The sequence below is a fragment of the Bradyrhizobium sp. 153 genome, from assembly GCF_023073835.1.
Classification (GTDB): Bacteria; Pseudomonadota; Alphaproteobacteria; order Rhizobiales; family Xanthobacteraceae; genus Bradyrhizobium.
This window is the reverse complement of the sequence record NZ_JADPKH010000082.1, coordinates 170462-192226: the sequence shown is the minus strand read 5'-3', so window position 1 is coordinate 192226 and position 21765 is coordinate 170462. Positions and strand designations below refer to the sequence as shown.

Genomic DNA, 21765 nt, shown 5'->3' with positions numbered 1-21765 from the left:
CTGCGGGCCATTTGTCTCACCAGCGTCCGCCGCCGAAGCTAAAAGTTACGCCGGGACCACCGCCGTAATATCCGTACGGGCCGCCGCCATAATAGCCGTGGTGCCGCGGGTAATAGCCGTAGCTCCGGTAATGGGGGCGATAATGGCCATGGTGGTGATGACGCCAGTGATGATGGTGCCGGTGGCCGTGATAATAGTGCCTATGCTGCGCGCTGATGTCGGTCGATCGGCTGTCCTGCGCGTTCTGCTTCGCGCTCGAATTATCGGCCGCGTTCGCCGCCGATCCGCCGGCAAGCGCCGCAGCACCGATCGCGATCGCGACAAAGAGGTACTTCATGTCATCACTCCGGTTGAATGTCGTGTGACAACAGATGAGCATGCAGCGCGTTCCCGCCAGAGCGGGCGTCGAAACGACGCAGCGTGTGACGTCCGGTTCGCGCGAATGATCGCGTGTCGTCGGATTTATTGTCGCAAGGTAGGCGTTGTTGTGCCGCTGCCATCATGCCGCCCGAATGAGGCCACCAGCTCGGACGTCCCTCACGGATGCGGATCGGGAAAGCCGTGGCGCTCGGAGAGCGCGGCGAGGATCGCGTCCTTGTCGGCGATGAAGGCGCGGCCATGATGGCTGCCGGTCTGGTGCGGCGAAGTTGCCCCAATCGCGAGCACAAGCAGCGGCAGCGATTGATTCTCTTCGCCGACCAGCGTGATCACGGCCTGTCGCGGGCGCGGCCACGCAATGCGCGCGACGTCGAGCTGTTCGGCCGCCAGCGGGAAGGAGGCCAGCACGCCCTCGATCAGCGCGCAATGCCAACAGTAGAAGCGCCGGCCCGGAAAGGCCGGGTCCTCGAAATCGGGGCGCAGCAGAAACAGACGATCGCGCATCATGGGTCGCTCCGGAGCATGGCCGCGATCATACACGCTGACGCCAACAGAGGATGCTACTTGAACGGATCCTGGATCGACGGCGCCGATTGCCGGATGCGGCGCACGCTGACCGGCGTGCCGTCGGAGACGAACAAGAGCTCGTAGCGCCGGCCTTCGCTGTCGGTGGCGGAGCAGGTGACGTCGTTCACCTTCCTGGCGGCGAAATTGCCGGTCTGGCGGCAGATTCCGGTGGAGGTCTGCTCGGACGGCACCGGCAGGCCGTCGACCTTGGGACGGTCCTTGGAGTTGAGCAGCATGCGGTCGATCGGCAGCTCGTAGGAATTGTCGTCGGCGCGTTTGCCGTTCTCGCCCGAGAACGACACCACGTGATTTGCGTCGGTGGGATCGTCGACCGCGACCGCGAAATTGACCCGGCCCTTGTCGCCATGGGCGTAGGCGATCGTCTTGCAGGCATAGGTGCGCCCGGCGACTTTGAGCGTCTTGCACTTGCCCGACATCAGCGCCAGCAGGTCAATGAAGGCGTTCTGCTGCTCAAGCGGATTTTTGACAGGAATGGGAGCAGAAGACTCGGCAAAGCAAGGGCTTGCTAGGGCAATGAGGGCGGCACCGAGGACCGGCCGGCGGAGGCGCATCGGAAGGCTCATATGCCAGAGAACCAGGGAAAAGCTCCGTCCGATAACCATCGAACCGCAAATTGGCTGCGATCCCGTGTGCCTTGCCCGACCCATCTGGAATACCACCGCGTCACCCCGACGGCGATTCGTCGAAATCGCCCAGCCTGTCCCAGCCGGCACTTGCCGTCAGGCTAGTGTTTTTTTGGTGGCAGAGCTAGCCCATCGCCGCCTGCCAACGCCTGTCGCGCAAGGATGGCCGGCGGTGCAGGCGGGCGTCGAGCAGGGCGCGGGCGCGGGAGAGTTCACCGCTGCGCATCAGCGCGACGAGGTAGGTGTCCTCGATCAATTCGCGCTGGGCGTGGCTGCCGCCGATGCGCACGACGTCAGCCAGCACCGGCCCGAGCGTTTGCGCGCACGCCGTGTAATCCTCATCCGCAAAGGCCAGAAGCGCGCGGCAGATCGCGGGCACCACCGGGCCGGCCGGCAGCTTGCCGTCCGCGAGCCGCTGTTCGATCGCCGCAAGGCGCGCGGCAAGCGCCTCGTGATTCTGCGTTGCGGCGGCGAACAGTGCCATGTGGACGTCGGCGAAAGGCAGGCTCGACTTCGAAAACAGCTCTTGCGCGGTGGCATCGGCATCGAGCCAGAGCGCCTTCGGTACGGTGTGGCCGTAGGTCGAGAGGCGCCACAACAGCGATGCGGCGTCCGTGATGACGTTGAGCGGCGGCGCCTGCGTGACCGACGGCTGAAGCACGTCGGCATAGATCGACAGCGCCCGGGCTGCATCGCCGTGCTCCAGCGCGCCGAGGGCCTGGTGCCAGCGGATGTGACCGTGCAAAATTCCGGCGCGGTCGTAACACGGGATCCAATCGTCAACGAGACGATCGGCCGCCTCGATCGAGCCGTCCTCGAACATCGCATGCAGCACGGCATGCGCGGCATGGGCGTTCGCCCGGCGCAGTTCGAAGCCGCGCTCGGTAACGTCGCGGCCGCGGGGGACGTCGCCGTTCTCCGTCATCGCCCAGCCATACATGGTGAGAAACCACCAATCCTCGCCATAGTGCTGCGCGACGCGCTCGCAGAGCTCATGCCGGGCGCGGTCATGATCGGCCATGCCGGAGAAGGCGAACAGACCGAAGGCGCCGAGCGGCAGCGACAGCACCAATGCATCGCGCGGCCATGTCTCGACGTGCTTGCGCATCGCGGCGATCGCCTCGGGCAGCCGTCCCGCGATCGCCAACGCCAGTGTCTCGACATGGGAGCGCTCGCGTTCGGTGCCGCGTTTGGCGACGAGCTCGCGCGCGATCGCCGCCTTGCCGCGCGCGAGATCGCCCTGCTGGTAGAACGCGTGCACGCGGGCGCGGGCGATATGGGCCAGCGCGAAATCCGGGTCAGTCGCAATCGCGCGGTCCAGCGCCTCTGCCGTGCCGGTCCACCCCGAGAGCATGAGGTCGACGCCCTCGCGATAGGCGGAGGCTGCCGCATCGGATGTGGTGGAGAGCGGCAGGCCGTAGCGGTCTTCGTGAGCCATGGTCGTCTCCACAGTTCAAGCCGTCCGCGCCCGGCGTCCTTCGATCGGATAGGCGGGATCGTTGTAGCCTGGCGTCGAGGGATGGCCCGGCACGACCAGCCGGTCGATCAGTGCCTCGTCCTCTGCGGTGAAGCGATAGTCGAGCGCGCGGATGTAGTCGTTCCACTGTTCTTCCGTGCGGGGGCCGGCGATGATGGAGGTCACGAAAGCGGAGTTCAGCACCCAGGCGACCGCGAACTGGCCGGCGGTGATGCCCTTGTTCTCCGCGTGATGCTTGATCTCTTGGGCGAGCTGGAGCGATTCCGGCCGCCACTCGGTCTGCATCATGCGGGTGTCGCTGCGGCCCGCGCGCGTCTCCTTGTCCGGGGGCGCATCGGGCTTGTATTTGCCGGTGAGTACGCCGCGCGCCAAGGGACTGTAGGGCACGATGCCGAGACCGTAATAGGCGCAGGCCGGAAAATGCTCGACCTCCGGCATGCGGTTCATCGCGTTGTAATAGGGCTGACTCACCGCGGGCCGGTCGATGCCGAGCCGGTCGCAGATGTTGCAGATCTCGGCGACGCGCCAGGCGCGGTAGTTCGACACGCCGAAATAGCGCACCTTGCCCGCGCGGATCAGGTCGCCCATCGCGCGCACCGTCTCCTCCAGCGGCGTCGCATGGTCTTCCTTGTGCAAATAGTAGATGTCGATGTGGTCGGTGCCGAGCCGCGCCAAGCTCTCGTCCGCTGCCTGCAACACCCAGCGCCGCGACAGCCCGCCGCGATTGGGATCGTCTCCCATATCATGGTTCATGCGATTGGCGAGTTTTGTGGCGAGCACCCAGGCGTGACGATTGTGGGCAATCGCGCGTCCGACGACCTGTTCGGATGCGCCCTTCGCATAGGCATCTGCGGTGTCGATGAAATTGATCCCGGCATCGAATGCCTTCGCGATGATCTGCTTGGACGCGGCTTCATCCGTCGGCCCGCCGAACATCATGGTGCCCAGACAAATCGGCGACACTTTCAGGCCGCTGCGGCCGAGCTGGCGGTATTGCATGAGCTGTCCTCGATATTGGTGGAGGGCAGCATAGCCAGCAACGCCGGTCATTGCGAGTGCAGCGAAGCAATCCAGAGATGTGTCTGCGGAGGGATTCTGGATTGCTTCGCTGCGCTCGCAATGACGGTGGGTACGCTTGTGCCTTATATTCAGTGTCATCGCCCGCGAAGGCGGGCGATCCAGTACGCCGAGACAGTTGTGATTGATTGAGAGGCCGCGGCGTGCTGGATTCCCGCCTTCGCGGGGAATGACAGTTGTGGGTGTGGAATTTACCCCGGTCCCGTCAAGAACTTGAACACGCCATTGGCCATCACGATGCAGCGGTCATCCACCGAGACCTCGGTGCTCATGAAGATCAGGCTGCGCGTCGCGCGCACGACGCGCGGGCGGGAGATCAGGATGTCGCCGATCTGGCCGGCCTCGACGAAATGGGTGTCGAGCTGCACCGTCGCCATGAACTCCTTACCGGAGACGTAGCGGGCGGTCATACCACAGGTGCGGTCGGCGAAGGTCATCATCACGCCGCCCTGGACCATGCCGCGGCGGTTGTGGTGCTTGTCTTCGGTGGCGAGTGCGAACTCGTAATGGCCCTCGACCTTGCGCTCCCACAAGGGGCCGATCAGGTGCATGAAGCCGGTGGTCTCGAGAATGGTCCAGCCCTCTGATTTCAGCCTTGCGGCGGCCTTGTTGGTCATGTCGTCGTCCATTCCTGTGCGGACCTTGCGATCTCATTTCATCGAGGCCGGACGTGGTGTAGTCAAGCATCATGAGACCGTTCGACGATGCCACACGACGGAATATCGCCGCCGCCTGCGCGGCCTTCGCGCGCCTGCCTGAGGAAGAAGCGCCGGCGGCATTGAAGCGTGCCGCGGTGGCAGTTGCGCTGATTGCGGCAGGCGAGGGCGATGACACTGCGTTGCTGCTGACGCTGCGCGCATCGCATCTGCGTGCCCATCGCGGCCAATGGGCCTTGCCGGGCGGACGTTGCGATCCCGGCGAAACGTCGGTCGAGGCGGCGCTGCGCGAGCTCGACGAGGAGCTTGGCCTCCGCCTCAACAGCACGGACGTGCTCGGCACGCTCGACGATTATCCGACACGCTCCGGCTATCTGATCACGCCGGTCGTGGTCTGGGCGTCGGATAGCGCCGTGATCAGGCCGAACCCGGACGAGGTCGCGTCCGTCCATCGCGTCGCGCTCGCCACGATCGAGCGCGAGAACGCTTTCGACTTCGTCGCGATCCCCGAAAGCGGGCGACGCGTGATTCGCTTCCATCATCAGGCGAGCCTGATCCACGCACCGACGGCGGCGCTGATCTACCAGTTCCGCGAGGTGCTGGCGGGTCGGCACACACGCGTGACTGAGCTGGAACAGCCAGTGTTCGCCTGGAAATGACGATGGTAAACGGCACGTTAACGTGACGGTTACCGGATGCCTGCTAAGAGGGGCAGCATGCATCACCCACCGATTCGACGCGCCCTGACGCTGGTTCCATTCGCGCTCGTGCTGCTCGCGCCCGCCGCGCGCGGCGGCGACGCGCTTCCGCCCGCCGTCAGCAATGCCAACGCTCAGCTCCTGTCGCAGTTTTTTGCGCAGGGTGGGGCCTCGCCGGCTGTGCTCGAATATCGCCGCAAGCTCGCGGAATATCAGGCGGCGCGGGCCGCCTTCGACGCCCAAGCGGGCGCCTATTGGAGCCAGATTTCGGAGAAGCGCCGCACCCGCAACGCCAAGCGGCGCAGCGGACAACAGATCACGCTCGACGATTACGTGCTGGAGCATCCGCCGCTCTACAACGGGCCGAAGCGGCCGGTGAACCCGGAGCCGGAGGAAACGCCGGAGCGCCCGCCACGAAAGCCCATTCCGGTGGTCGCTGATTTCCTGCGCGCAGCGCAGGAGCTCTACCAGTTCACGCCGCAGCGCCCGACCAACGAGGTCGAGTTCAAGCGAGCCTATGCGCGCTACGCGCTCGCCTCGGGGCTGACGCGGGAGCAGGCCGTGCGGGTCTATTCGTTCGAGACCGGCGGCACCGGCAGTTACGACGTGCAGGCGGGAATCGAGCATGGTGGCAAGCGCGCGATCTCGACCGCGATGGGCTACAACCAATTGCTCACCACCAACAGCGTCGAGCTCTTGGCCGAGCAGGGCCATGAATTCATCCGTGCGCTTTCGGAGAAGGTGGCGCGCAGCTCGGGGCCGGCGCGCCAGGCGCTCGAGCACAAGCTCGCGGTACTGAAGAAAATGGTGGCGCATGCGAAGTCGGTGCCCGACACCTGGTCCGAGCACGAGAAGATCGGCAACACCGCCCAGGGCTGGGCCATGCATGCCATGGTGCTCGACGTCGATGTCGGCCCGATGCTCCAGACCCACAAGCTCCTGACCTCGGTGCTGTTCGCGCGGGCCAAGGGCTACACCCGGCCGCTCACCGCGGCCGAGCTCGAGATGATGAACCTCACCGGCGACGGCACCGGCCTCGACATGGTGACGATGCCGCAGGCGCTGCGCGAACAGGTGCCGACCTCGAACTTCTTCCAGCGCGGCGGCTACGAGCGCAACCCGGTCGCGATCCGCCACAACACGGTGGCGAAGTTGCTGGCGGTGACGGATGAGCGCATGGACTCGAACAGCAGCAAAGCCGGCGCAACGGAGCTGGCGGGGGCGTTTTAGTTAGCGCTGTCGTAGGTTAGGCAAGCGAAGCGTACCCACCATTCTCGACCGGAATGCGCTGACCAATGGTGGGCACGGCGCTAAGGCGCCTTTGCCCACCTACGGCAGCTACATCCTCCGCTGTCATGCCCCGGCTTGACCGGGGCATCCAGAATGCCGCGGCCCCCCTCGATTCAATTACAACGGCCTCTGGAATACTCGATCGTCCGCCTTCGCGGACGATGACGCCGAGCGTGTGGCGCCGCTATCGCCGCGAGGTCAAACCCTACTGATCCGGCCCGAACTTGAACTTGCCGTCGCCTTCGAGATATGGGCCGGTGCGCATGTAGAGCTGGCCGTTGTGGCCGATGAAGAACAGCGTCCCCTTCGGCACTTTCTTGGCGCCCTTCAGCAGCTCGCCGGCATTGCTGGTGCCCATCTTGTAGGAATAGGTCTTGCCCTCCTTGTCGTAGGCGTAGCCCGTGTCGGGCTTGAGCTCCCACGGCGTTGCCGCGGTCTGCGCCAGTGCGGGCGCGGCAACGGCGCCGAGCGCGACTGCGATTGCAAATGACTTGGTTGAAAATCCCGTCATTCCCATCCTCCCACCGTCGGGACATTCCGGGTTTGAACAAATCACGAACGGTATTTCCGGGTCAATTCGCGAAAGCGCCGCAGCGCATCACGTCTCGCCCAGCGGTTTGTGATTTTCCCTTCGTCCCCTCGCGACTATGTTCCGCTTTCCGTCTAGAACGCAACTCGACAAATTATGGGTGGGGATGATTCGGATGCGCCATGTGATTAAACTCTGCTGGGCTGCTGCATTGTCACTGACGGCGCTGGCACCGGCCGCCCGGGCCGATGATTACCAGCTCAGCCACAACCAGCGCATTTCGTGCAGCCGCGGCCTTGCCCCCGGCAAGCTGAACACCGCGACCTGCAAGTCTTACACCTATCTGTTCAACACCAAGACCTCGGAATATTTCCGCTGCCAGGTCTCGCTGGCGCTGACCCGCGACAACAAGGAAGTCATCAACGTCCAGACCGACGGCGGCTGCACCAGGAAGCCGCGCATCTTCGAGACCGACGGCAAATACGATTTCGACGCCACCGAGACCGAGCCGCCGAACACCAACTCGTTCTTCGGCCCCGGCGGCTATTCGGTCTGGGCCGCCGATGCCAGCGCGCAAAAGGTGCGCGGCTGCATCATCATCTCCTCCGGCCTCGGCTCCGATATCTCCAAGTGCCTGGACATGACGTTCCAGTGAGGGTGCGCTCCCTCCTGCTTGCGGGGGAGTATTGGGGAGAGGGGCATTCGCGGTGGGGGCAATCCCGCTAGAGGAGCGAGCCTCGCGACTTCTCCGCGAGCGGAGAGGTGAGCGCTGCGCCACCTCGCCGCACCCGCCGGGTTCCCCCAAAAAATCGAGCCGGAACGGCCGTTTACCGCAGTCCTGTTTTGCCTTTTGGATGGGTTGACCCGCCCCCTTCATCCGGCCAATTTCGCCGCCGGTTTGGGGAGTACAACAACCATGAAACGGACGTTCTTCGGCGTGGCCGCGGCTCTTGCTCTGGCGGCGTCGGCACCTTGCGCTCAGGCGCAATCCTTCATCAATGTGCTGACCGGCGGCACCTCCGGCGTCTACTATCCGCTCGGGGTCGCGATCGGAAAGATCTACGGCGACAAGATTCCGAATGTGAAGACGCAGGTGCAGGCCACCAAAGCGTCGGTCGAGAACCTCATCCTGCTGCAGCAGGGCCGCGGCGAGCTCGCCTTCACGCTGGGTGACTCGCTCAAAGCCGCCTGGAACGGCGAGGAGGAGGCGGGCTTCAAGACTAAGCTCGACAAGCTCAGGACCATTGGCGCGATCTATCCGAACTACATCCAGATCGTTGCGACCACTGAGTCCGGCATCAAGACACTCGCCGACCTCAAGGGCAAGAGCCTCTCGGTCGGCGCGCCCAAGTCCGGCACCGAGCTCAATTCCCGCGCGATCCTCGCCGCCGCCGGCATGAGCTACAAGGATCTCGGCAAGGTCGAATATCTGCCCTTCGCCGAATCCGTCGATCTCATGAAGAACCGCCAGCTCGCTGCGACGCTGCAATCGGCCGGCCTCGGCGTCGCCTCGCTGAAGGACCTGTCGACCTCAAGCCCGATCACGGTGGTGTCGGTGCCGAAGGAGACCGTCGACAAGATCGGCCCGCCCTTCATCTCCGCGATCATTCCGGCCAACACCTATACCGGGCAGGACAAGGACGTGCCGACGGCTGCCGTCGTGAACTACCTCGTGACCAGTTCGGCGGTGTCGGACGATCTCGCCTATCAGATGACCAAACTGGTCTACGAGTCGCTGCCCGAGCTCGCCAACGCGCATGCAGCCGGCAAGGAGATCAAGCTCGAGACGGCCGCCAGCGGCAGCCCGGTTCCGCTGCATCCCGGCGCGATCCGCTACTACAAGGAAAAGGGGCTGATCAAGTAATACAGGTGTCATGGCCGGGCTTGACCCGGCCATCCATCCACCAGGACTCATCTTTCGATGGATGCCCGGGGCAAGCCCGGGCATGACGATTTCAGGGCGCGGGGACATATCGATGTTGCAGGCAGAGGGCACCGAAGCTGCGCCCATCAAGGTCGAGTTCGACAATTTCGAGCACGGCTTTCCGGAAGGCTTTGGTCCGGGCTGGTGGGGCCATCTCGCCTACTGGATCGGGATCGCGTTTGCCACCTTCCAGCTCTATGTCGCCGCCTTCAACTATCTGCCGAGCCAGGTGGTGCGCGGCGTCCATGTCGGCTTCCTCGTGCTGCTTACCTTCGGCCTGATCGGCAATTTCACCGCGAAGAGCAATTTCGGCCGTGCGCTCGGTTGGGTGATCGGCGGCGCCGGCTTCTTCTGCGGGCTCTATCAATGGATCTTCTATGCTGACCTGATCGCCCGTGACGGCGATCCGACGCGGCTTGATCTCGTCGTTGGCACGCTGCTGGCCGTGCTGATCTTCGAGGGCACGCGGCGGCTGATGGGCGCGGCGCTGCCGCTGATGTGCGGCGCCTGTCTCGTCTACTGGTTCTTCGGCCAATATCTGCCGTCGCCGCTCAACCATCGCGGCTATGATTTCGACCAGATCGTCACGCATCTGTCGTTCGGCACGGAAGGCTTTTACGGCGTGCCGATCTACGTCTCGGCGACCTACATCTTTCTGTTCATCCTGTTCGGCTCCTTCCTGGAGCGCGCCGGCATGATCCAGCTCTTCACCGACGTCTCGCTCGGCCTGTTCGGCCGCACCCGCGGCGGACCTGCCAAGGTCGCTGTGTTCGCCTCGGGCATGATGGGCACGATCTCCGGCTCCGGCGTTGCCAACGTCGTTACGGTTGGCCAGTTCACGATCCCCTTGATGATCAGGTTCGGCTACCGCCGCGCGTTCGCGGCGGGCGTCGAGGCGACGGCCTCGATGGGCGGACAGATCATGCCGCCAGTGATGGGTGCGGTTGCCTTCATCATGGCCGAGACGCTCGGCGTGCAATATTCGGAGATCGTGAAGGCGGCGGCAATCCCTGCGATCCTCTATTTCGCCTCAGCGTTCTGGATGGTGCATCTGGAAGCCGGCAAGCACGGGCTCGTCGGCATGAAGCGCTCGGAGATCCCGAGCGCCTGGAAGGCGCTGGTGACGCGCTGGTATCTCGTGTTGCCGCTCGCCGCCCTCGTCTACATGCTGTTCGAAGGCTTTACGCCGCTCTATGCCGGCAGCATGGGCCTTGCGCTGACGGTGGCGCTGATCCTGGGGACCAGCATCACGGCCGGCGTGTCCGCGACGGTCATTCGCTACATCTTCTGGATCGGCCTCGCGCTGGTCGTCGCCGCGCTGTCGCGCGACGGCCTCCAGATCGTGCCGGTTGCTTGCGTCGTGGTCGGGCTCATCGTGATCGCGGCGTTCGTGCGCGGCGGCTTTGCGGCGTTGCGCGCCTGCCGCGATTCCTTGGCCGAGAGCGCCAAATCCGCCATCACCGTCGGCATGGCCTGCGCTATCGTCGGCGTCATCATCGGCATGATGTCGCAGACCGGTGTCGGCACCATCTTCGGCGGCTGGGTGATTGGCCTCGGCGAGAAGAGCCTGTTCTTGGCGTTGATCATGACCATGCTGCTGTCGATTCTGCTCGGCACCGGCATCCCGACCATCCCGACCTACATCATCACCGCCGCGCTCGCCGCGCCGGCGCTCGCCAAGCTCGGCGTTCCCCTGATCGCGAGCCACATGTTCGCGTTCTATTACGGCATCATGGCCGACCTCTCGCCGCCGGTGGCGCTCGCCGCACTCGCGGCGGCGCCGATCGCGAAGGAGAACCCGGACAAGATCGGCTGGGAGGCGATGCGCATCGCGCTCGCCGGTTACGTCATCCCCTTCATCTTCGTCTATTCGCCTGCGCTGATGCTGCAGGCCGGCGATCCCATGGCGGCCAAGCTCGGCTTCTACGGCGCGGTGGCACTCGCGAGCTTCAAGGCGCTGGTGGCGATCGCGCTGTTCGGCATGGTCGCGATCGGCTTCCTGTTCACGCGGCTGACGCTGGTCGAGCGGCTGGTCGCGCTCGGCGCCGCGTTCTGCCTGCTCGGTGAATTCCCGTTCAGCGACACGGCCGGCTTCGTGCTCTCCGCGGCGCTCGTGCTGTGGCAATGGCGCCGGCGTCCGCCGGCGGCGGTCGAGGCGGTGTGAGCCTCTGCTTGGCAACGGCAGGCGGCGTCAAGGCGCTGGCGCTGTCCGCCTTCACGTTGGCCTGGACGCATTCGATCGCGAAGGTCGAATGGCAGGAAGACTGGCGGGCCACGCCCGCCGGCCTCGAATTGGTGCAGGCCCGCGTCAAGGGCACTGGCCCCGGTATGGAGCCGCCGCCCGAGGCGCGGCTGATCGACGGCTGGTTTCAGTGGCAACCGAACCGCGCGCCGGTGCCGGAGGTCGTGCTGGGTAATTCGGGCACGGCGGGGGAGTGGCGGCTGTGCCATGCTGGAAAGTGCCGGACATTGTCGGAGATTGTCGGCCATCCGATCGGTGCTAACGTCACCAAAATGAGCATCTGCGAACAACAAGAGAAATAAGGGAGATCACAATGGATCGGCTCAACGGCAAGGTTGCCATGGTGGTGGGCGCCGGCTCGATTGGACCCGGCTGGGGCAACGGCAAGGCGACCGCGGTGACCTTTGCGCGCGAGGGCGCGCAGGTGTTTTGCGTCGATCGCAACGGTGCGGCGGCCGAGGAGACCGCGAAGATCATCAATGACGAAGGCGGCAAGGCGATGGCATTCACGGCCGACGTCTCGCGGCCTGCCGAGATCGAGGCGATGGTGGCGGCGTGTCTGAAGGCCCATGGCCGCATCGACGTGCTCGACAACAATGTCGGCATCGCCGAGATGGGCAGCGTGGTCGAGGTGAGCGAGGAGAGCTGGGATCGTGTCTTCAGCGTCAACCTCAAGAGCGCCTATTTCGCCATGAAGCACGTCATTCCCGTGATGGTGAAGCAGGGTGGCGGCTCGATCATCAACATCTCCTCGATCGCCTCGATCCGCCACATGGGCATCTCCTACGTCACCTACGGCGCCTCGAAGGCGGCGATGAACCAGATGACGCGCACCACCGCGATCGAGTTCGCGCGCCATCATGTGCGGGTCAATGCGATCCTGCCGGGCCTGATGAAGACGCCGATGGTCGAGCACTCTGCCGGGCTTGCCGCGAGCTATGCCAAGGGCGACGTCGAGGCGATGTGGCGCGCGCGCGATGCGCAGGTGCCGATGGGCCACATGGGCGACGCCTTCGACGTCGCCAACGCAGCGCTGTTCCTGGCGTCAGACGAGTCGAAATACGTGACGGGGATCGAGCTCGTGGTTGACGGCGGGATCACCTGCAAGGCGGGGGCCTAGGCGCCGCCGTCGTGCCGGATCTGCGCTTCGCTCATCCGGGACGACAGCGGAGGTTAGAGCGACCTACTGTGCCAGCGCCAGAATCCCGGCGGCAAACGCGTGCCAGGCCGCCGTCTCGCTGACCGGCCAGTTCAGCACCTTCACCGCCAGCAGTGCGAGCGTGCCGTAGATGTAGACGGGATGCACGCGCGCCATGGTGCGCCAGTCGCGCACCATGGCGACGACGAGCAGGAGCGAGGCGACGGCGGCCGGCGCGATGGTGACGGGCACCGGCGGCGGGCCCGGTGGTCCTGGAGGCGCGAGGAAGGTGAGGAACCAGCGCGCGATCGCGGCATCCAGAATTGACACCGCCGCGAGCAGCATCAGGCGCTTGTGGACCTCGGGCCTCCGAGCGTTCACAATCGCGAGCACGAATGCCATCGCGAAAAACGCGATCCCGCTCATCGGGACGATCGAGAACGCGATGCCGGCCTCCTCCTGCCCGAGCGTGGCGGAATGCTGCATCACATGCACGGAGGCCAGGAAGCCGAAGATCGTCATCGCGGTCGCGAGCGAGACGCCGGCCATGCCGAGTGCGCGGTGATTGACCACGCGGCCCGAGGCTGCGAGCCAGGTCTGAAGCACGAAATAGAGCGACCAGGTGAAGAACAAGAGACCGTGAAAATGAATCACGGGACTTGCGGAGAATGTCCGGTTGGCAAGCGGCACCCAATAGGTCGGTGCAAAGCCCAAAAACGCGGTGGCCGCGCAAGCGAGCGACATGTGGAGATAGAAATATCGTGCTGGCGACGCATCACGCGCGCGGACACGACGGTCGTCGATCAGGGTCGTCATCTGGAATGAGTCTGGCAAGGCGGGGTTTGGTTCAATCCCACTGTCGTCCCGCACAAGCGCAAGCGCTCGCGCGGAGATCCCGGATCGCGCGCGCTCTGGGCGCGCTTGTCCCGGACGATGAAACTATCCCCCCGCGCTCAATTCGGCGCGATCGAGCTCTTCCTCAAGCTTGTGGAACGCGTCGTCGCCGATCACCTCGGTCGCGCGCAGGTCGAAGATCGATTTGCGCGCGGCTTCGATGGCGCGGCGGCGCAGGGGATCGGCGGGCAGCTCGCCATTGGCGATGCCGCCGTTCGGATCGTTTTCCGCCTGCATCAGGATCGCGCGATATTCGAGCCGCAGGATTTCCGCTTCCTCCGACGGATCGCTCTCGATGGCGTCGAGCGCGGCGCGATAGGCGACCGCGCGTCCGCGCGCGACCTCGATGCCGACAGGATCGTCGTCCTTGAGGCCGAACGCCAGGATCAGCGGCCGCAGCGTCAGGCCCTGGATCACCAGCGAACCCAGCACCACCGCAAAGGCGATGAAGACGATGAAATCCCGATGTGGAAAGTGTTCCGGCAGGGCAAAAGCGGTGGCGAGCGTGACGAGGCCGCGCATGCCGCACCAGGAGATGATGAGGCCGCCCTTGGCAGAGGCGACCTGCTTCGGATCCTTCGGGCGATAGATCCGCTGCGCGATCAGCGCGCGGAGCGTCGTCCGGTAGAACGTCACCCAGAGCAGCCGGACCAGCACCACTGTGAGCAGGATCCAGGCGGCGGCGACGCAATATTCCCAGCGTACGTCGGCATCGAGCCGCGTCCAGATCGGTCGCATCTGCATGCCGATCAGCATGAAGGCGAGCACGTTGAGCACGAACACCATCGTCTCCCACACCGCATAGGAGGGCACCCGTAGCCGCGCCGGCATGCGCAGCCCCGCCCTGCGTGCCATCGTCATGGCATAGACGACGATGGTGAGAATGCCGGAAAGGCCGAGATGCTCGGCGGCGATCCAGACCAGGAAGGTGGTGGCGAACTGCAAGATGATCGCGCTCGGTGCCTCTTTCACCCGTTCAATGAACAGCGGAACAATGCGGCCCGCGAGCAGGCCAGCGATGACGCTGCCAACCAGCGCTAGCGCCATGGTCGGTGCGACCTGGCTCCACGTCAGGTGCTCGGTGGCAACCGCGCCCACCGCGATGCGATAGATCAAGAGCGCAGTCGCGTCGTTGAGCAGGCTCTCGCCCTCCAGGACCTTCACCATGCGGTGGGGCAGCTTCACCTGGCTGAGGATCGCGACCGCAGCCGCGGCATCCGGCGGCGCCACGATGGCGCCGAGCGCGACCGCGGCAGCCCAGGGCATATCGGGCATCAGCCGGTGCGCGACATAGGCCACGGCGGCCGTGGTCAAGCCGACCGCGGCGACGACCAGGGTCGAGACCGGAACCCAATTGCTGCGCAGATCGCGCAGCGAGGTGTCGAACGCGGCATCGAGCAGGACCGGTGCGACAAAAAGCGCCAAAGCCAGGTCCGGCTCCAGCGTCCAGGACGGGCTCGACGGCACGAAAGCGATCAGCGCGCCACCAATGGCGAGGAAGGTCGGGTAGGGGACCTTGATCCGCCGCGCCAGCGCCGATAAGCCGACGGCGCCGAGCAGAAGCACGATGATCCATTCGAATGTCGACACGGTGATTCCCGAAACCGATTTGAGCGGCGCCACAAGCTAGCACCAATCCGGCCGTAATGATGGATAGTGGGGCGACCAGGCAAGATTGAAGGCAAGGCGTTCCGATCGTGACGAACATGCGTTCCTTTCTCATTCAACTGTCGGGCGCCGGGTTGCTCTGCGCGCTCTCGGTCGCCGCGGCCCATGCGGCGACGGGCGGCGAGCCGGTCGCGGTGGCGCAGGTCGATGTCGCGCCATGCCTTGCGGCGGCGGCGGCCGACGATATGGACAAGGCGGTTACGGCCTGCGCGGCCGTGATCGAGCATGAGAAGACCGCGAAGGAAGCCCTGATTAAGGCGCTGGTCGCGCGGGGCGCGCTTTATGCGCGGCACGAGCAGATCGACCGTGCGATCGCGGACGACAGCCGGGCTTTGCAGCTCGATCCCGGTCTCGCCGACATCTTCAACGCGCGCGGTGAGCTCTGGCTGAAGAAGGGGGACAGGCCCAAGGCAGTGCAGGATTTCGGCGCGGCATTGAAGATTGATCCCAACCACGAGAAGGCCAAGGCCAATCACAAGGCAATGGCGCGCGAGCTCGAGCGGATCGGGGCGCAGATAGCGGTCGCCGGCAAGCCAAGCTTCAATTGCGCCCGTGCGCGACGCGCCGTGGAAAGGGCGATCTGCGGCAATCGCGAGCTCGCCGATCTCGACCGGGAGATCTTTGCCGCCAATGAGCGCGTGATCCGCGAGGCGCGCAATGCGGGTGAAGCCAAGACGCTCCAGCGCGCGCAGGATGAATACGTCGCGCGTCGCAATGCCGGATTCGGCCGGCCAGGGTACGACCTGAAGAAGGCGATGCAGGAGCGCCTGCAGCGGCTGAACGGTGTGGATGGATATTGACGGGACCTCCGCCTCTCTCCGCAAGCGGGGCGAGGAGTGCGGGCAGCTCTCCGCACGCCCGATTTGAACCCATCCTTTGCCAGCCGCGACAACGGTGAGAACCCGACGTCACGGAGCCCTATGTCATGTGCGGCACACATTCTTCCGCGCAAATGCCCTGGTTTGCCAAAATTTCGCTGCGCGCCTTCTTCCTCGGCGCGGCAATCAGCCTTGTTGATGGGTGAACGCAAGAAGGCGCTGGCCGATTACGAAACGGCCCTGCGGCTCGACCCGAGTAACGAGAATGCCGCGAGCGGCCGCCGCGCCATGATCGCCGAGATCGCGAAATTCGGATCCGAGCCGCTGCGTGCGATGAATGCGGCTTCCGGCAACGCTGCGTCGTTCGATTGCGCCACGGCGACGCGCGAGGTCGAGAAGGTGATCTGTGCCGATCCGCAACTCGGCGTGCTGGACCGCCAGATCGCTGAGACCTACGAGCGTGTGCTGCGGGCTGCGACAGCGCGTCTCGCGGCCGACCTGCGCAAAAACCAGCGCGATTTCCTCACGACGCGCAACGCGAGCTTCGGCCGCCCCGGCTATGATCTGAAGAAGGTCATGAAGGACCGCCTGCAGCGGCTCGATGCGATGGCAAGCTGAGAAGCGCTGAAGAACCGAAGTCGCACGGCTGGCTCGGTTAGCTCTCCCGCTTGCGGAAGAGGTCGACGCGTCCCCGGCGGTGCGAAGCATCGTCCAGAGCGCGGCGGGTGAGGGCCTTCCCCTCTTGGAGACTTCCTCCATAGGCCTCCCGACGCGGAGGCACCCCAGCCTCCTCGCAGGCGGAAGAGGGAGCGCAGCGCCGATGCGCGCAAGCTCTACGCCTCTCCTCCAAAAGGCCCATCCTTTTCGGCTTGAACCGCGGCCCGTTCCCGGGAAAATACCCGTCAAGCAAGGCCGGCACTTGATCCTGGTCCTGGCGGGACGCTTCTCCTGCCGTCAGGTCAAGACCAGGCCAAAGGGAACGGGAGCGCGGGAATGAACGTCCAGGGCAAGAGTCTCTATCACGAGGTCCATGCGCGCTCGCTGGCCGATCCGGAAGGATTCTGGGCCGAGGCGGCCAAGGAGATCGACTGGATCGAGCCGCCGAAAAGGATCTTCGATGCGACGCAAGGAACCTACGGCCGCTGGTTCACCGGCGGCGTGGTCAACACCTGCTACAATGCGCTCGACCGCCATGTCGAACGCGGCCGCGCCGACCAGGTCGCGCTGATCCATGATTCGCCGCTGACGGCCAGCATCACCAAATTCACCTACGCCGAGCTCTTGAGCGAGGTGCAGGCACTCGCCGCAATCATGCAGGATTTTGGTGTCGCCAAAGGCGATCGCGTCATCCTCTATATGCCGATGGTGCCGGAGGCGGTGACCGCGATGCTCGCGTGCGCGCGCATCGGCGCGGTGCATTCCGTGGTGTTCGGCGGCTTTGCTGCCAAGGAGCTCGCCACGCGCATCGACGATGCGCAGCCAAAGCTCATTCTCTCCGCGAGCTGCGGTATCGAGCCTGGCCGTATTGTGCAGTACAAACCGCTGCTCGACGAGGCGATCAAGCTCGCGAGCGCGAAGCTGAAGGCCTGCATCGTGCTGCAACGTCCGCCGCACACCTGCGACCTGACCCCGGGACGCGACTATGATTGGGCGAGCCTGCGGCGCAAGGCGCTGAACGACGGCAAGAAGGCGCCCTGCATGCCTGTTGCCGCGACCGATCCGCTCTACATCCTCTACACCTCGGGCACGACGGGCATCCCCAAGGGTGTGGTGCGCGACAATGGCGGCCACCTCGTCGCGGTGAAATGGTCGATGTTCAACCTCTATGGCGTCAAGCCGGGCGAGGTCTGGTGGTGCGGCTCGGACATCGGCTGGGTGGTTGGTCACAGCTATATCGTCTACGGCCCGCTGCTGCATGGCGCGACCTCGATCATGTATGAGGGCAAGCCGGTCGGCACGCCCGATGCCGGCGCGTTCTGGCGCGTCATCAGCGAGCACAAGGCGGTCGCCTTCTTCACGGCGCCGACCGCTTTCCGCGCCATCCGCAAGGAGGATCCGGAAGGCAAATTCATCCGGCAATATGATCTCTCGAAATTCCGCACGCTGTTCCTTGCCGGCGAGCGCGCCGATCCGCCGACGGTGGAATGGGCGGAGCAGCAGTTGAAGGTGCCGGTGATCGATCATTGGTGGCAGACCGAGACCGGCTGGTGCATCGCCGGCAATCCGGTCGGCCTCGGCATGCTGCCGGTGAAGCACGGCTCGCCGACGGTGCCGATGCCGGGGTATCAGGTCGAGATCGTCGATGAAGCCGCAAAGCCGGTCGGGCCCAACACCATGGGCTCGATCGTCATCAAGCTGCCGATGCCGCCGGGGTGCCTGCCGACGCTGTGGAATCAGGACGCGCGCTTCAAGGAAGCCTACCTCAGCGAATTCCCCGGCTATTACAAAACCTCGGACGCCGGCTACAAGGACGAGGACTGCTATGTCTTCGTCATGGGCCGTACCGACGACATCATCAACGTCGCCGGCCACCGCCTCTCCACCGGCGGCATGGAGGAGATCCTGGCCTCGCATCCGGACGTGGCCGAATGCGCCGTGCTCGGCGTCAAGGATGCGATCAAGGGCGAGGTGCCCTGCGGCTTCCTAGTGCTGAAAGCCGGCGTGACGCGTGCGCCCGCCGAGATCGAGAAGGAGATCGTCGCGCTGGTGCGCGACAAGCTCGGCCCGGTCGCCGCCTTCAAGCTTGCGATCACCGTCGGCCGCCTGCCCAAGACGCGCTCCGGAAAGATCCTGCGCGGCACCATCAAGAAGATCGCCGACGGCGAAGCCTGGACCATGCCGGCGACGATCGAGGACCCCAAGGTGCTCGACGAGATCGGCGCGGCGCTGAAGGGGCGGATGTGAATTGTGCTCTCCGGTCGTCATGCCCGGGCTTGACCCAGGCATCCATCAATGATCAGGCAATTGCCTTGATTTCGATGGATTGCCGGGTCAAGCCCGGCAATGACGAATGAGACAGGACCGATCAATGTCAGCCAAGCTCGCGCAGTATGGCGCCATCTCCCTGCTCGCCATCGCACTCTCCGCCTGCTCCGCGCGTTACCAGACGCCCGTAGCGGTCGGCGGCGACGATGACGACGCGGTTTGCCAGAGCCGCGGTTATGCGCAGGGCTCGCCGGAATACGTGGCCTGCCGCAAGGACCGTGATGTCCAGCGCAATGCAGCCACCGCGCGTGCCGATCGCCGTCAGCGTGATCTCGGCGAATACATGCTGAACCATCCCGAACGGCCGTGAGTGCCGATCCGAAATTATGGTGCCGCGGCGCTTGCTCGCATTCACGTCTCCCGTGATCCGCCTGCAACGCAGCAGTCGAAATCCTTGTCCGCTCTCTGCTCTGACGCTGACTCGCGCAACAACGCGCTAGAAATAGCTGAAGAGGAGCTGACATTGACGGTGCGGTTGGCGCCGTCACACCGGCGAATGTGATACACGGGGGGACGCGGCTATCCGGCGTGCACCGTCCGCGGATGCCGATCATGCAGCAACTTCGCCAGGTCGTCGCGATCGCCAGGGCGGTCCCTGATGGCAATCTCGAACAAGGCTTCCTGGATATCCCGGGGCATGTCGCCCCAGGCTGCCAGGACAGCGCGTCCCAGCAACAACGCAAAATGGTTTTCGTCGTCCCGCATCGCTGATCCTCCGCGCTGGAAACAATGCGAGGTCGGCCGCATCGTTCCCGGCAGAGGCGTCGCGAAAGTTCCGCTCGCAAACAAAAACGCGGCGGATCGCTCCGCCGCGTTCGAACCGGATGCGGTGCAGGGAAGTAAGCCCCTACTCCTGCTCGTCCTCCTGCTTCTTGCCGCCGAGCGTCTTGAGCTTGGCGAATACGGCGTCGACATTGAGGTCGTCGCTGGATTTCTGCGCGGGCTCGTACTCGTCCTTACGGGTGGTCTCGGAGGCCGGCAGCAGCGTGGCGCCCCCATAGGCTGCGTCGATCGGCTTCTCCTTGGCTGCGCGCTGCACCTCGAAATCGAGCTCGATCTGGGAGCACAGGCCGAGGGTGACAGGGTCGATCGGGGTCAGCGCGGACGTGTTCCAATGGGTGCGGTCGCGCACGCTCGCGATCGTGCTCTTGGTGGTGCCGACCAGACGCATGATCTGGGCGTCCTTCAGCTCAGGATGGTTGCGCAGCAGCCAGAGGATGGCGCTCGGGCGCTCGTGGCGCCGCGAGACCGGCGTGTAGCGCGGGCCCTTGCGCTTGGGCTGGGGCGGCAGCACCACCTTGCTCTCCTGGAGGCGGAGCCGGTAGTCCGGGTTCTTCTCGCCCTTCTCGATCTCTTCGCGGGTCAACTGGCCGTTGGAGAGGGGGTCCATGCCCTTGATGCCCTGGGCCGCGTCGCCGTCGGCGATCGCGCGCACCTCGAGGGGATGCATCTTGGTAAAATCGGCGACCTGGTCGAAGGTCAGCGCGGTGTTGTCGAGCAGCCAGACGGCGGTCGCCTTGGGCATCAGAGGTGCGTTGCTCATGGCAAATCTCCTTTGTGCTTCGCCCACCCCTCTGGAGGCGAAACCGGTGGTCATCAGCGATGACAGGGAATTGGCGCTATATAAGCCCGGAGGGGGTAGCCACGCAATGGTTCTGCTATAGATAGTGCCTTGACAGCGCCCGAAAGGGGGCCCAATTCCCTTTGAAGTCCCTGTAAAGTCCAGGCAGACTGTTTTAAGCCCAATCCATCCATCGACCGCCCCCGCCAGAAGGCGAAACGGGTGATTCGGTCCCGAGATCGCTCAATGTCAGCCAAACCAGACCTCAAGATCGTGCTTTGTTCTCCCCGTGGCTTCTGCGCCGGGGTGGTCCGGGCGATCGACACCGTGGAACGGGCGCTCGATAAATACGGCGCTCCCGTCTATGTTCGCCATGAGATTGTGCACAACAAGTACGTCGTCGACGGGTTGAAGAAGAAGGGCGCGATCTTCGTCGAGGAGCTCGCGGAAATCCCTGAGAATACCACCGCGCCAGTGGTGTTCTCGGCCCATGGCGTGCCGAAGTCGGTTCCGGCCGATGCCCAGTCCCGCAATTTGTTCTCGCTGGATGCGACCTGCCCGCTGGTGACCAAGGTGCACCGCGAGGCCGCGATCCACTTCAAGCGCGGCCGCGAGATCTTCCTGATCGGCCACTCCCATCATCCTGAAGTGGTCGGCACCCTCGGCCAGCTTCCGGTCGGCGCCGTGACCCTGATCGAGACCGCCGAGGACGCCAAGACCATCACTCCGAAGGACCCCAACAACCTCGCCTTCGTGACCCAGACCACGCTGTCGATCGACGACACCGCGGAGATCGTGGCGCTGCTCAAGGAGCGCTTCCCGAACATCAACGGGCCGCACAAGGAAGACATCTGCTACGCCACCACCAACCGCCAGCTCGCGGTGAAGAAGGTGGCGCCGGTGGTGGACGCCCTGATCGTGGTCGGCGCGCCGAACTCGTCGAACTCGCAGCGCCTGCGCGAGGTCGCCGAGCGCGAGGGCTGCAAGATCGCGGTGCTGGCGCAGCGCGCCGCCGACATCGACTGGGGCAAGTTCGACAACATCGCCAGCCTCGGCATAACCGCGGGAGCATCCGCGCCGGAAGTGATCGTCGAGGAGATCATGGACGCGTTCGCAGAGCGCTACACGCTGCATGTGGAGACGGTCTCGGCCGCGGAAGAGAACGAGTTCTTCCCGCTGCCGCGCTCGGTGCGCCCCGAAGCCGCCGCAGAGTAAATCT

The 21765-nt window shown here is 64.8% G+C and carries 23 protein-coding genes; 12 read left to right on the top strand and 11 right to left on the bottom strand.

From position 1 onward, the window contains the following. Positions 1-16: 16 nt before the first annotated feature. The 6 genes from IVA91_RS20180 to IVA91_RS20155 form a co-directional block, all read right to left on the bottom strand. Positions 17-337 carry a hypothetical protein gene (locus IVA91_RS20180; RefSeq protein WP_247281456.1) on the bottom strand — a complete coding sequence of 107 codons (321 nt, stop codon included), beginning with the start codon at positions 335-337 and terminating at the stop codon, positions 17-19. A gap of 200 nt (positions 338-537) precedes the next feature. Continuing rightward, positions 538-885 (bottom strand): DUF3088 domain-containing protein, encoded by a 348-nt coding sequence (locus tag IVA91_RS20175; RefSeq protein WP_247281455.1) that lies wholly within the window; start codon positions 883-885, stop codon positions 538-540. Between the two features lie 53 nt (positions 886-938). Then, positions 939-1517, bottom strand: a complete 579-nt coding sequence (locus IVA91_RS20170) for a hypothetical protein (RefSeq protein WP_247281454.1) — start codon at positions 1515-1517, stop codon at positions 939-941. 196 nt (positions 1518-1713) lie between these two features. Then, positions 1714-3027 carry a tetratricopeptide repeat protein gene (locus IVA91_RS20165; protein ID WP_247459095.1) on the bottom strand — a complete coding sequence of 438 codons (1314 nt, stop codon included), beginning with the start codon at positions 3025-3027 and terminating at the stop codon, positions 1714-1716. A 15-nt stretch (positions 3028-3042) separates the two neighbouring features. After that, entirely contained in the window at positions 3043-4065 is a 1023-nt protein-coding gene (locus IVA91_RS20160; RefSeq protein ID WP_247281452.1) for an aldo/keto reductase, read from the bottom strand. Positions 4066-4334: 269 nt separating this feature from the next. Then, a complete protein-coding gene (locus IVA91_RS20155) occupies positions 4335-4760 on the bottom strand; it encodes a PaaI family thioesterase (RefSeq protein ID WP_247281451.1) in 426 nt (141 codons plus the stop codon). 71 nt (positions 4761-4831) lie between these two features. Here IVA91_RS20155 and IVA91_RS20150 point away from each other — a divergent pair, with 71 nt between their 5' ends. Beyond that, positions 4832-5458, top strand: coding sequence for a CoA pyrophosphatase (locus tag IVA91_RS20150; RefSeq protein ID WP_247281450.1), 627 nt, complete (start codon positions 4832-4834; stop codon positions 5456-5458). Positions 5459-5515: 57 nt separating this feature from the next. Further along, positions 5516-6727: a hypothetical protein gene (locus IVA91_RS20145; RefSeq protein ID WP_247281449.1), complete on the top strand. Its 1212-nt coding sequence runs from the start codon at positions 5516-5518 to the stop codon at positions 6725-6727. A 265-nt stretch (positions 6728-6992) separates the two neighbouring features. Here IVA91_RS20145 and IVA91_RS20140 read toward each other — a convergent pair whose 3' ends face one another. Further along, positions 6993-7298 (bottom strand): hypothetical protein, encoded by a 306-nt coding sequence (locus IVA91_RS20140; protein ID WP_247281448.1) that lies wholly within the window; start codon positions 7296-7298, stop codon positions 6993-6995. 193 nt (positions 7299-7491) lie between these two features. On the opposite strand from IVA91_RS20140, the gene IVA91_RS20135 reads away from it, so the two are divergent. From IVA91_RS20135 to IVA91_RS20115, 5 genes are all read left to right on the top strand, one after another. Beyond that, complete coding sequence (locus IVA91_RS20135) at positions 7492-7971, top strand: hypothetical protein (RefSeq protein ID WP_247281447.1); 480 nt, start codon at positions 7492-7494, stop codon at positions 7969-7971. Between the two features lie 261 nt (positions 7972-8232). Further along, positions 8233-9180, top strand: coding sequence for a TAXI family TRAP transporter solute-binding subunit (locus IVA91_RS20130; RefSeq protein WP_247281446.1), 948 nt, complete (start codon positions 8233-8235; stop codon positions 9178-9180). 112 nt (positions 9181-9292) lie between these two features. After that, complete coding sequence (locus IVA91_RS20125) at positions 9293-11404, top strand: TRAP transporter permease (RefSeq protein WP_247448915.1); 2112 nt, start codon at positions 9293-9295, stop codon at positions 11402-11404. Next, positions 11365-11784 carry a DUF1850 domain-containing protein gene (locus tag IVA91_RS20120; protein WP_247281444.1) on the top strand — a complete coding sequence of 140 codons (420 nt, stop codon included), beginning with the start codon at positions 11365-11367 and terminating at the stop codon, positions 11782-11784. Before IVA91_RS20125 ends, IVA91_RS20120 begins: the two co-directional genes overlap by 40 nt. A gap of 11 nt (positions 11785-11795) precedes the next feature. Next, positions 11796-12602, top strand: a complete 807-nt coding sequence (locus tag IVA91_RS20115) for a glucose 1-dehydrogenase (protein WP_247281443.1) — start codon at positions 11796-11798, stop codon at positions 12600-12602. A gap of 63 nt (positions 12603-12665) precedes the next feature. Here the strand turns inward: IVA91_RS20115 and IVA91_RS20110 are convergent, their stop codons facing one another. Both IVA91_RS20110 and IVA91_RS20105 read right to left on the bottom strand, forming a co-directional pair. Beyond that, positions 12666-13436, bottom strand: coding sequence for a hypothetical protein (locus IVA91_RS20110; protein ID WP_247281442.1), 771 nt, complete (start codon positions 13434-13436; stop codon positions 12666-12668). Between the two features lie 123 nt (positions 13437-13559). After that, positions 13560-15137 carry a sodium:proton antiporter gene (locus IVA91_RS20105; RefSeq protein ID WP_247281441.1) on the bottom strand — a complete coding sequence of 526 codons (1578 nt, stop codon included), beginning with the start codon at positions 15135-15137 and terminating at the stop codon, positions 13560-13562. Between the two features lie 83 nt (positions 15138-15220). On the opposite strand from IVA91_RS20105, the gene IVA91_RS20100 reads away from it, so the two are divergent. The 4 genes from IVA91_RS20100 to IVA91_RS20085 all read left to right on the top strand — a co-directional run bounded on the left by IVA91_RS20100 (position 15221) and on the right by IVA91_RS20085 (position 19295). Then, positions 15221-15982 (top strand): tetratricopeptide repeat protein, encoded by a 762-nt coding sequence (locus tag IVA91_RS20100; protein WP_247281440.1) that lies wholly within the window; start codon positions 15221-15223, stop codon positions 15980-15982. Between the two features lie 216 nt (positions 15983-16198). Continuing rightward, positions 16199-16618 (top strand): lysozyme inhibitor LprI family protein, encoded by a 420-nt coding sequence (locus tag IVA91_RS20095; protein ID WP_247281439.1) that lies wholly within the window; start codon positions 16199-16201, stop codon positions 16616-16618. A gap of 375 nt (positions 16619-16993) precedes the next feature. Then, the gene (locus tag IVA91_RS20090) at positions 16994-18904 is read left to right on the top strand and encodes a propionyl-CoA synthetase (RefSeq protein WP_247281438.1); all 1911 of its coding nucleotides are present in this window, start codon (positions 16994-16996) and stop codon (positions 18902-18904) included. Between the two features lie 124 nt (positions 18905-19028). Beyond that, positions 19029-19295 (top strand): hypothetical protein, encoded by a 267-nt coding sequence (locus IVA91_RS20085; RefSeq protein WP_211411683.1) that lies wholly within the window; start codon positions 19029-19031, stop codon positions 19293-19295. A 209-nt stretch (positions 19296-19504) separates the two neighbouring features. On the opposite strand, the gene IVA91_RS20080 is transcribed toward IVA91_RS20085, so the two are convergent. Both IVA91_RS20080 and IVA91_RS20075 read right to left on the bottom strand, forming a co-directional pair. Further along, positions 19505-19690, bottom strand: a complete 186-nt coding sequence (locus IVA91_RS20080) for a hypothetical protein (RefSeq protein ID WP_247459094.1) — start codon at positions 19688-19690, stop codon at positions 19505-19507. Positions 19691-19832: 142 nt separating this feature from the next. After that, positions 19833-20528: a cell cycle transcriptional regulator TrcR gene (locus IVA91_RS20075; protein ID WP_247277931.1), complete on the bottom strand. Its 696-nt coding sequence runs from the start codon at positions 20526-20528 to the stop codon at positions 19833-19835. 264 nt (positions 20529-20792) lie between these two features. On the opposite strand from IVA91_RS20075, the gene ispH reads away from it, so the two are divergent. Next, positions 20793-21761: a 4-hydroxy-3-methylbut-2-enyl diphosphate reductase gene (gene ispH / locus IVA91_RS20070; protein ID WP_247277930.1), complete on the top strand. Its 969-nt coding sequence runs from the start codon at positions 20793-20795 to the stop codon at positions 21759-21761. Positions 21762-21765 lie beyond the last annotated feature (4 nt).

Bases quoted from the DNA above. Each gene is read 5' to 3' on its own strand.
- IVA91_RS20080 (WP_247459094.1), bottom strand. From the start codon at position 19,690: ATGCGGGACGACGAAAACCATTTTGCGTTGTTGCTGGGACGCGCTGTC.
- IVA91_RS20110 (WP_247281442.1), bottom strand. From the start codon at position 13,436: ATGACGACCCTGATCGACGACCGTCGTGTCCGCGCGCGTGATGCGTCG.
- ispH (WP_247277930.1), top strand. From the start codon at position 20,793: ATGTCAGCCAAACCAGACCTCAAGATCGTGCTTTGTTCTCCCCGTGGC.
- IVA91_RS20130 (WP_247281446.1), top strand. From the start codon at position 8,233: ATGAAACGGACGTTCTTCGGCGTGGCCGCGGCTCTTGCTCTGGCGGCG.
- IVA91_RS20155 (WP_247281451.1), bottom strand. From the start codon at position 4,760: ATGACCAACAAGGCCGCCGCAAGGCTGAAATCAGAGGGCTGGACCATT.
- IVA91_RS20095 (WP_247281439.1), top strand. From the start codon at position 16,199: ATGGGTGAACGCAAGAAGGCGCTGGCCGATTACGAAACGGCCCTGCGG.
- IVA91_RS20160 (WP_247281452.1), bottom strand. From the start codon at position 4,065: ATGCAATACCGCCAGCTCGGCCGCAGCGGCCTGAAAGTGTCGCCGATT.
- IVA91_RS20085 (WP_211411683.1), top strand. From the start codon at position 19,029: ATGTCAGCCAAGCTCGCGCAGTATGGCGCCATCTCCCTGCTCGCCATC.
- IVA91_RS20165 (WP_247459095.1), bottom strand. From the start codon at position 3,027: ATGGCTCACGAAGACCGCTACGGCCTGCCGCTCTCCACCACATCCGAT.
- IVA91_RS20145 (WP_247281449.1), top strand. From the start codon at position 5,516: ATGCATCACCCACCGATTCGACGCGCCCTGACGCTGGTTCCATTCGCG.
- IVA91_RS20120 (WP_247281444.1), top strand. From the start codon at position 11,365: ATGGCGCCGGCGTCCGCCGGCGGCGGTCGAGGCGGTGTGAGCCTCTGC.
- IVA91_RS20075 (WP_247277931.1), bottom strand. From the start codon at position 20,528: ATGAGCAACGCACCTCTGATGCCCAAGGCGACCGCCGTCTGGCTGCTC.
- IVA91_RS20125 (WP_247448915.1), top strand. From the start codon at position 9,293: ATGTTGCAGGCAGAGGGCACCGAAGCTGCGCCCATCAAGGTCGAGTTC.
- IVA91_RS20140 (WP_247281448.1), bottom strand. From the start codon at position 7,298: ATGACGGGATTTTCAACCAAGTCATTTGCAATCGCAGTCGCGCTCGGC.
- IVA91_RS20090 (WP_247281438.1), top strand. From the start codon at position 16,994: ATGAACGTCCAGGGCAAGAGTCTCTATCACGAGGTCCATGCGCGCTCG.
- IVA91_RS20175 (WP_247281455.1), bottom strand. From the start codon at position 885: ATGATGCGCGATCGTCTGTTTCTGCTGCGCCCCGATTTCGAGGACCCG.
- IVA91_RS20170 (WP_247281454.1), bottom strand. From the start codon at position 1,517: ATGCGCCTCCGCCGGCCGGTCCTCGGTGCCGCCCTCATTGCCCTAGCA.
- IVA91_RS20115 (WP_247281443.1), top strand. From the start codon at position 11,796: ATGGATCGGCTCAACGGCAAGGTTGCCATGGTGGTGGGCGCCGGCTCG.
- IVA91_RS20100 (WP_247281440.1), top strand. From the start codon at position 15,221: ATGCGTTCCTTTCTCATTCAACTGTCGGGCGCCGGGTTGCTCTGCGCG.
- IVA91_RS20150 (WP_247281450.1), top strand. From the start codon at position 4,832: ATGAGACCGTTCGACGATGCCACACGACGGAATATCGCCGCCGCCTGC.
- IVA91_RS20180 (WP_247281456.1), bottom strand. From the start codon at position 337: ATGAAGTACCTCTTTGTCGCGATCGCGATCGGTGCTGCGGCGCTTGCC.
- IVA91_RS20135 (WP_247281447.1), top strand. From the start codon at position 7,492: ATGCGCCATGTGATTAAACTCTGCTGGGCTGCTGCATTGTCACTGACG.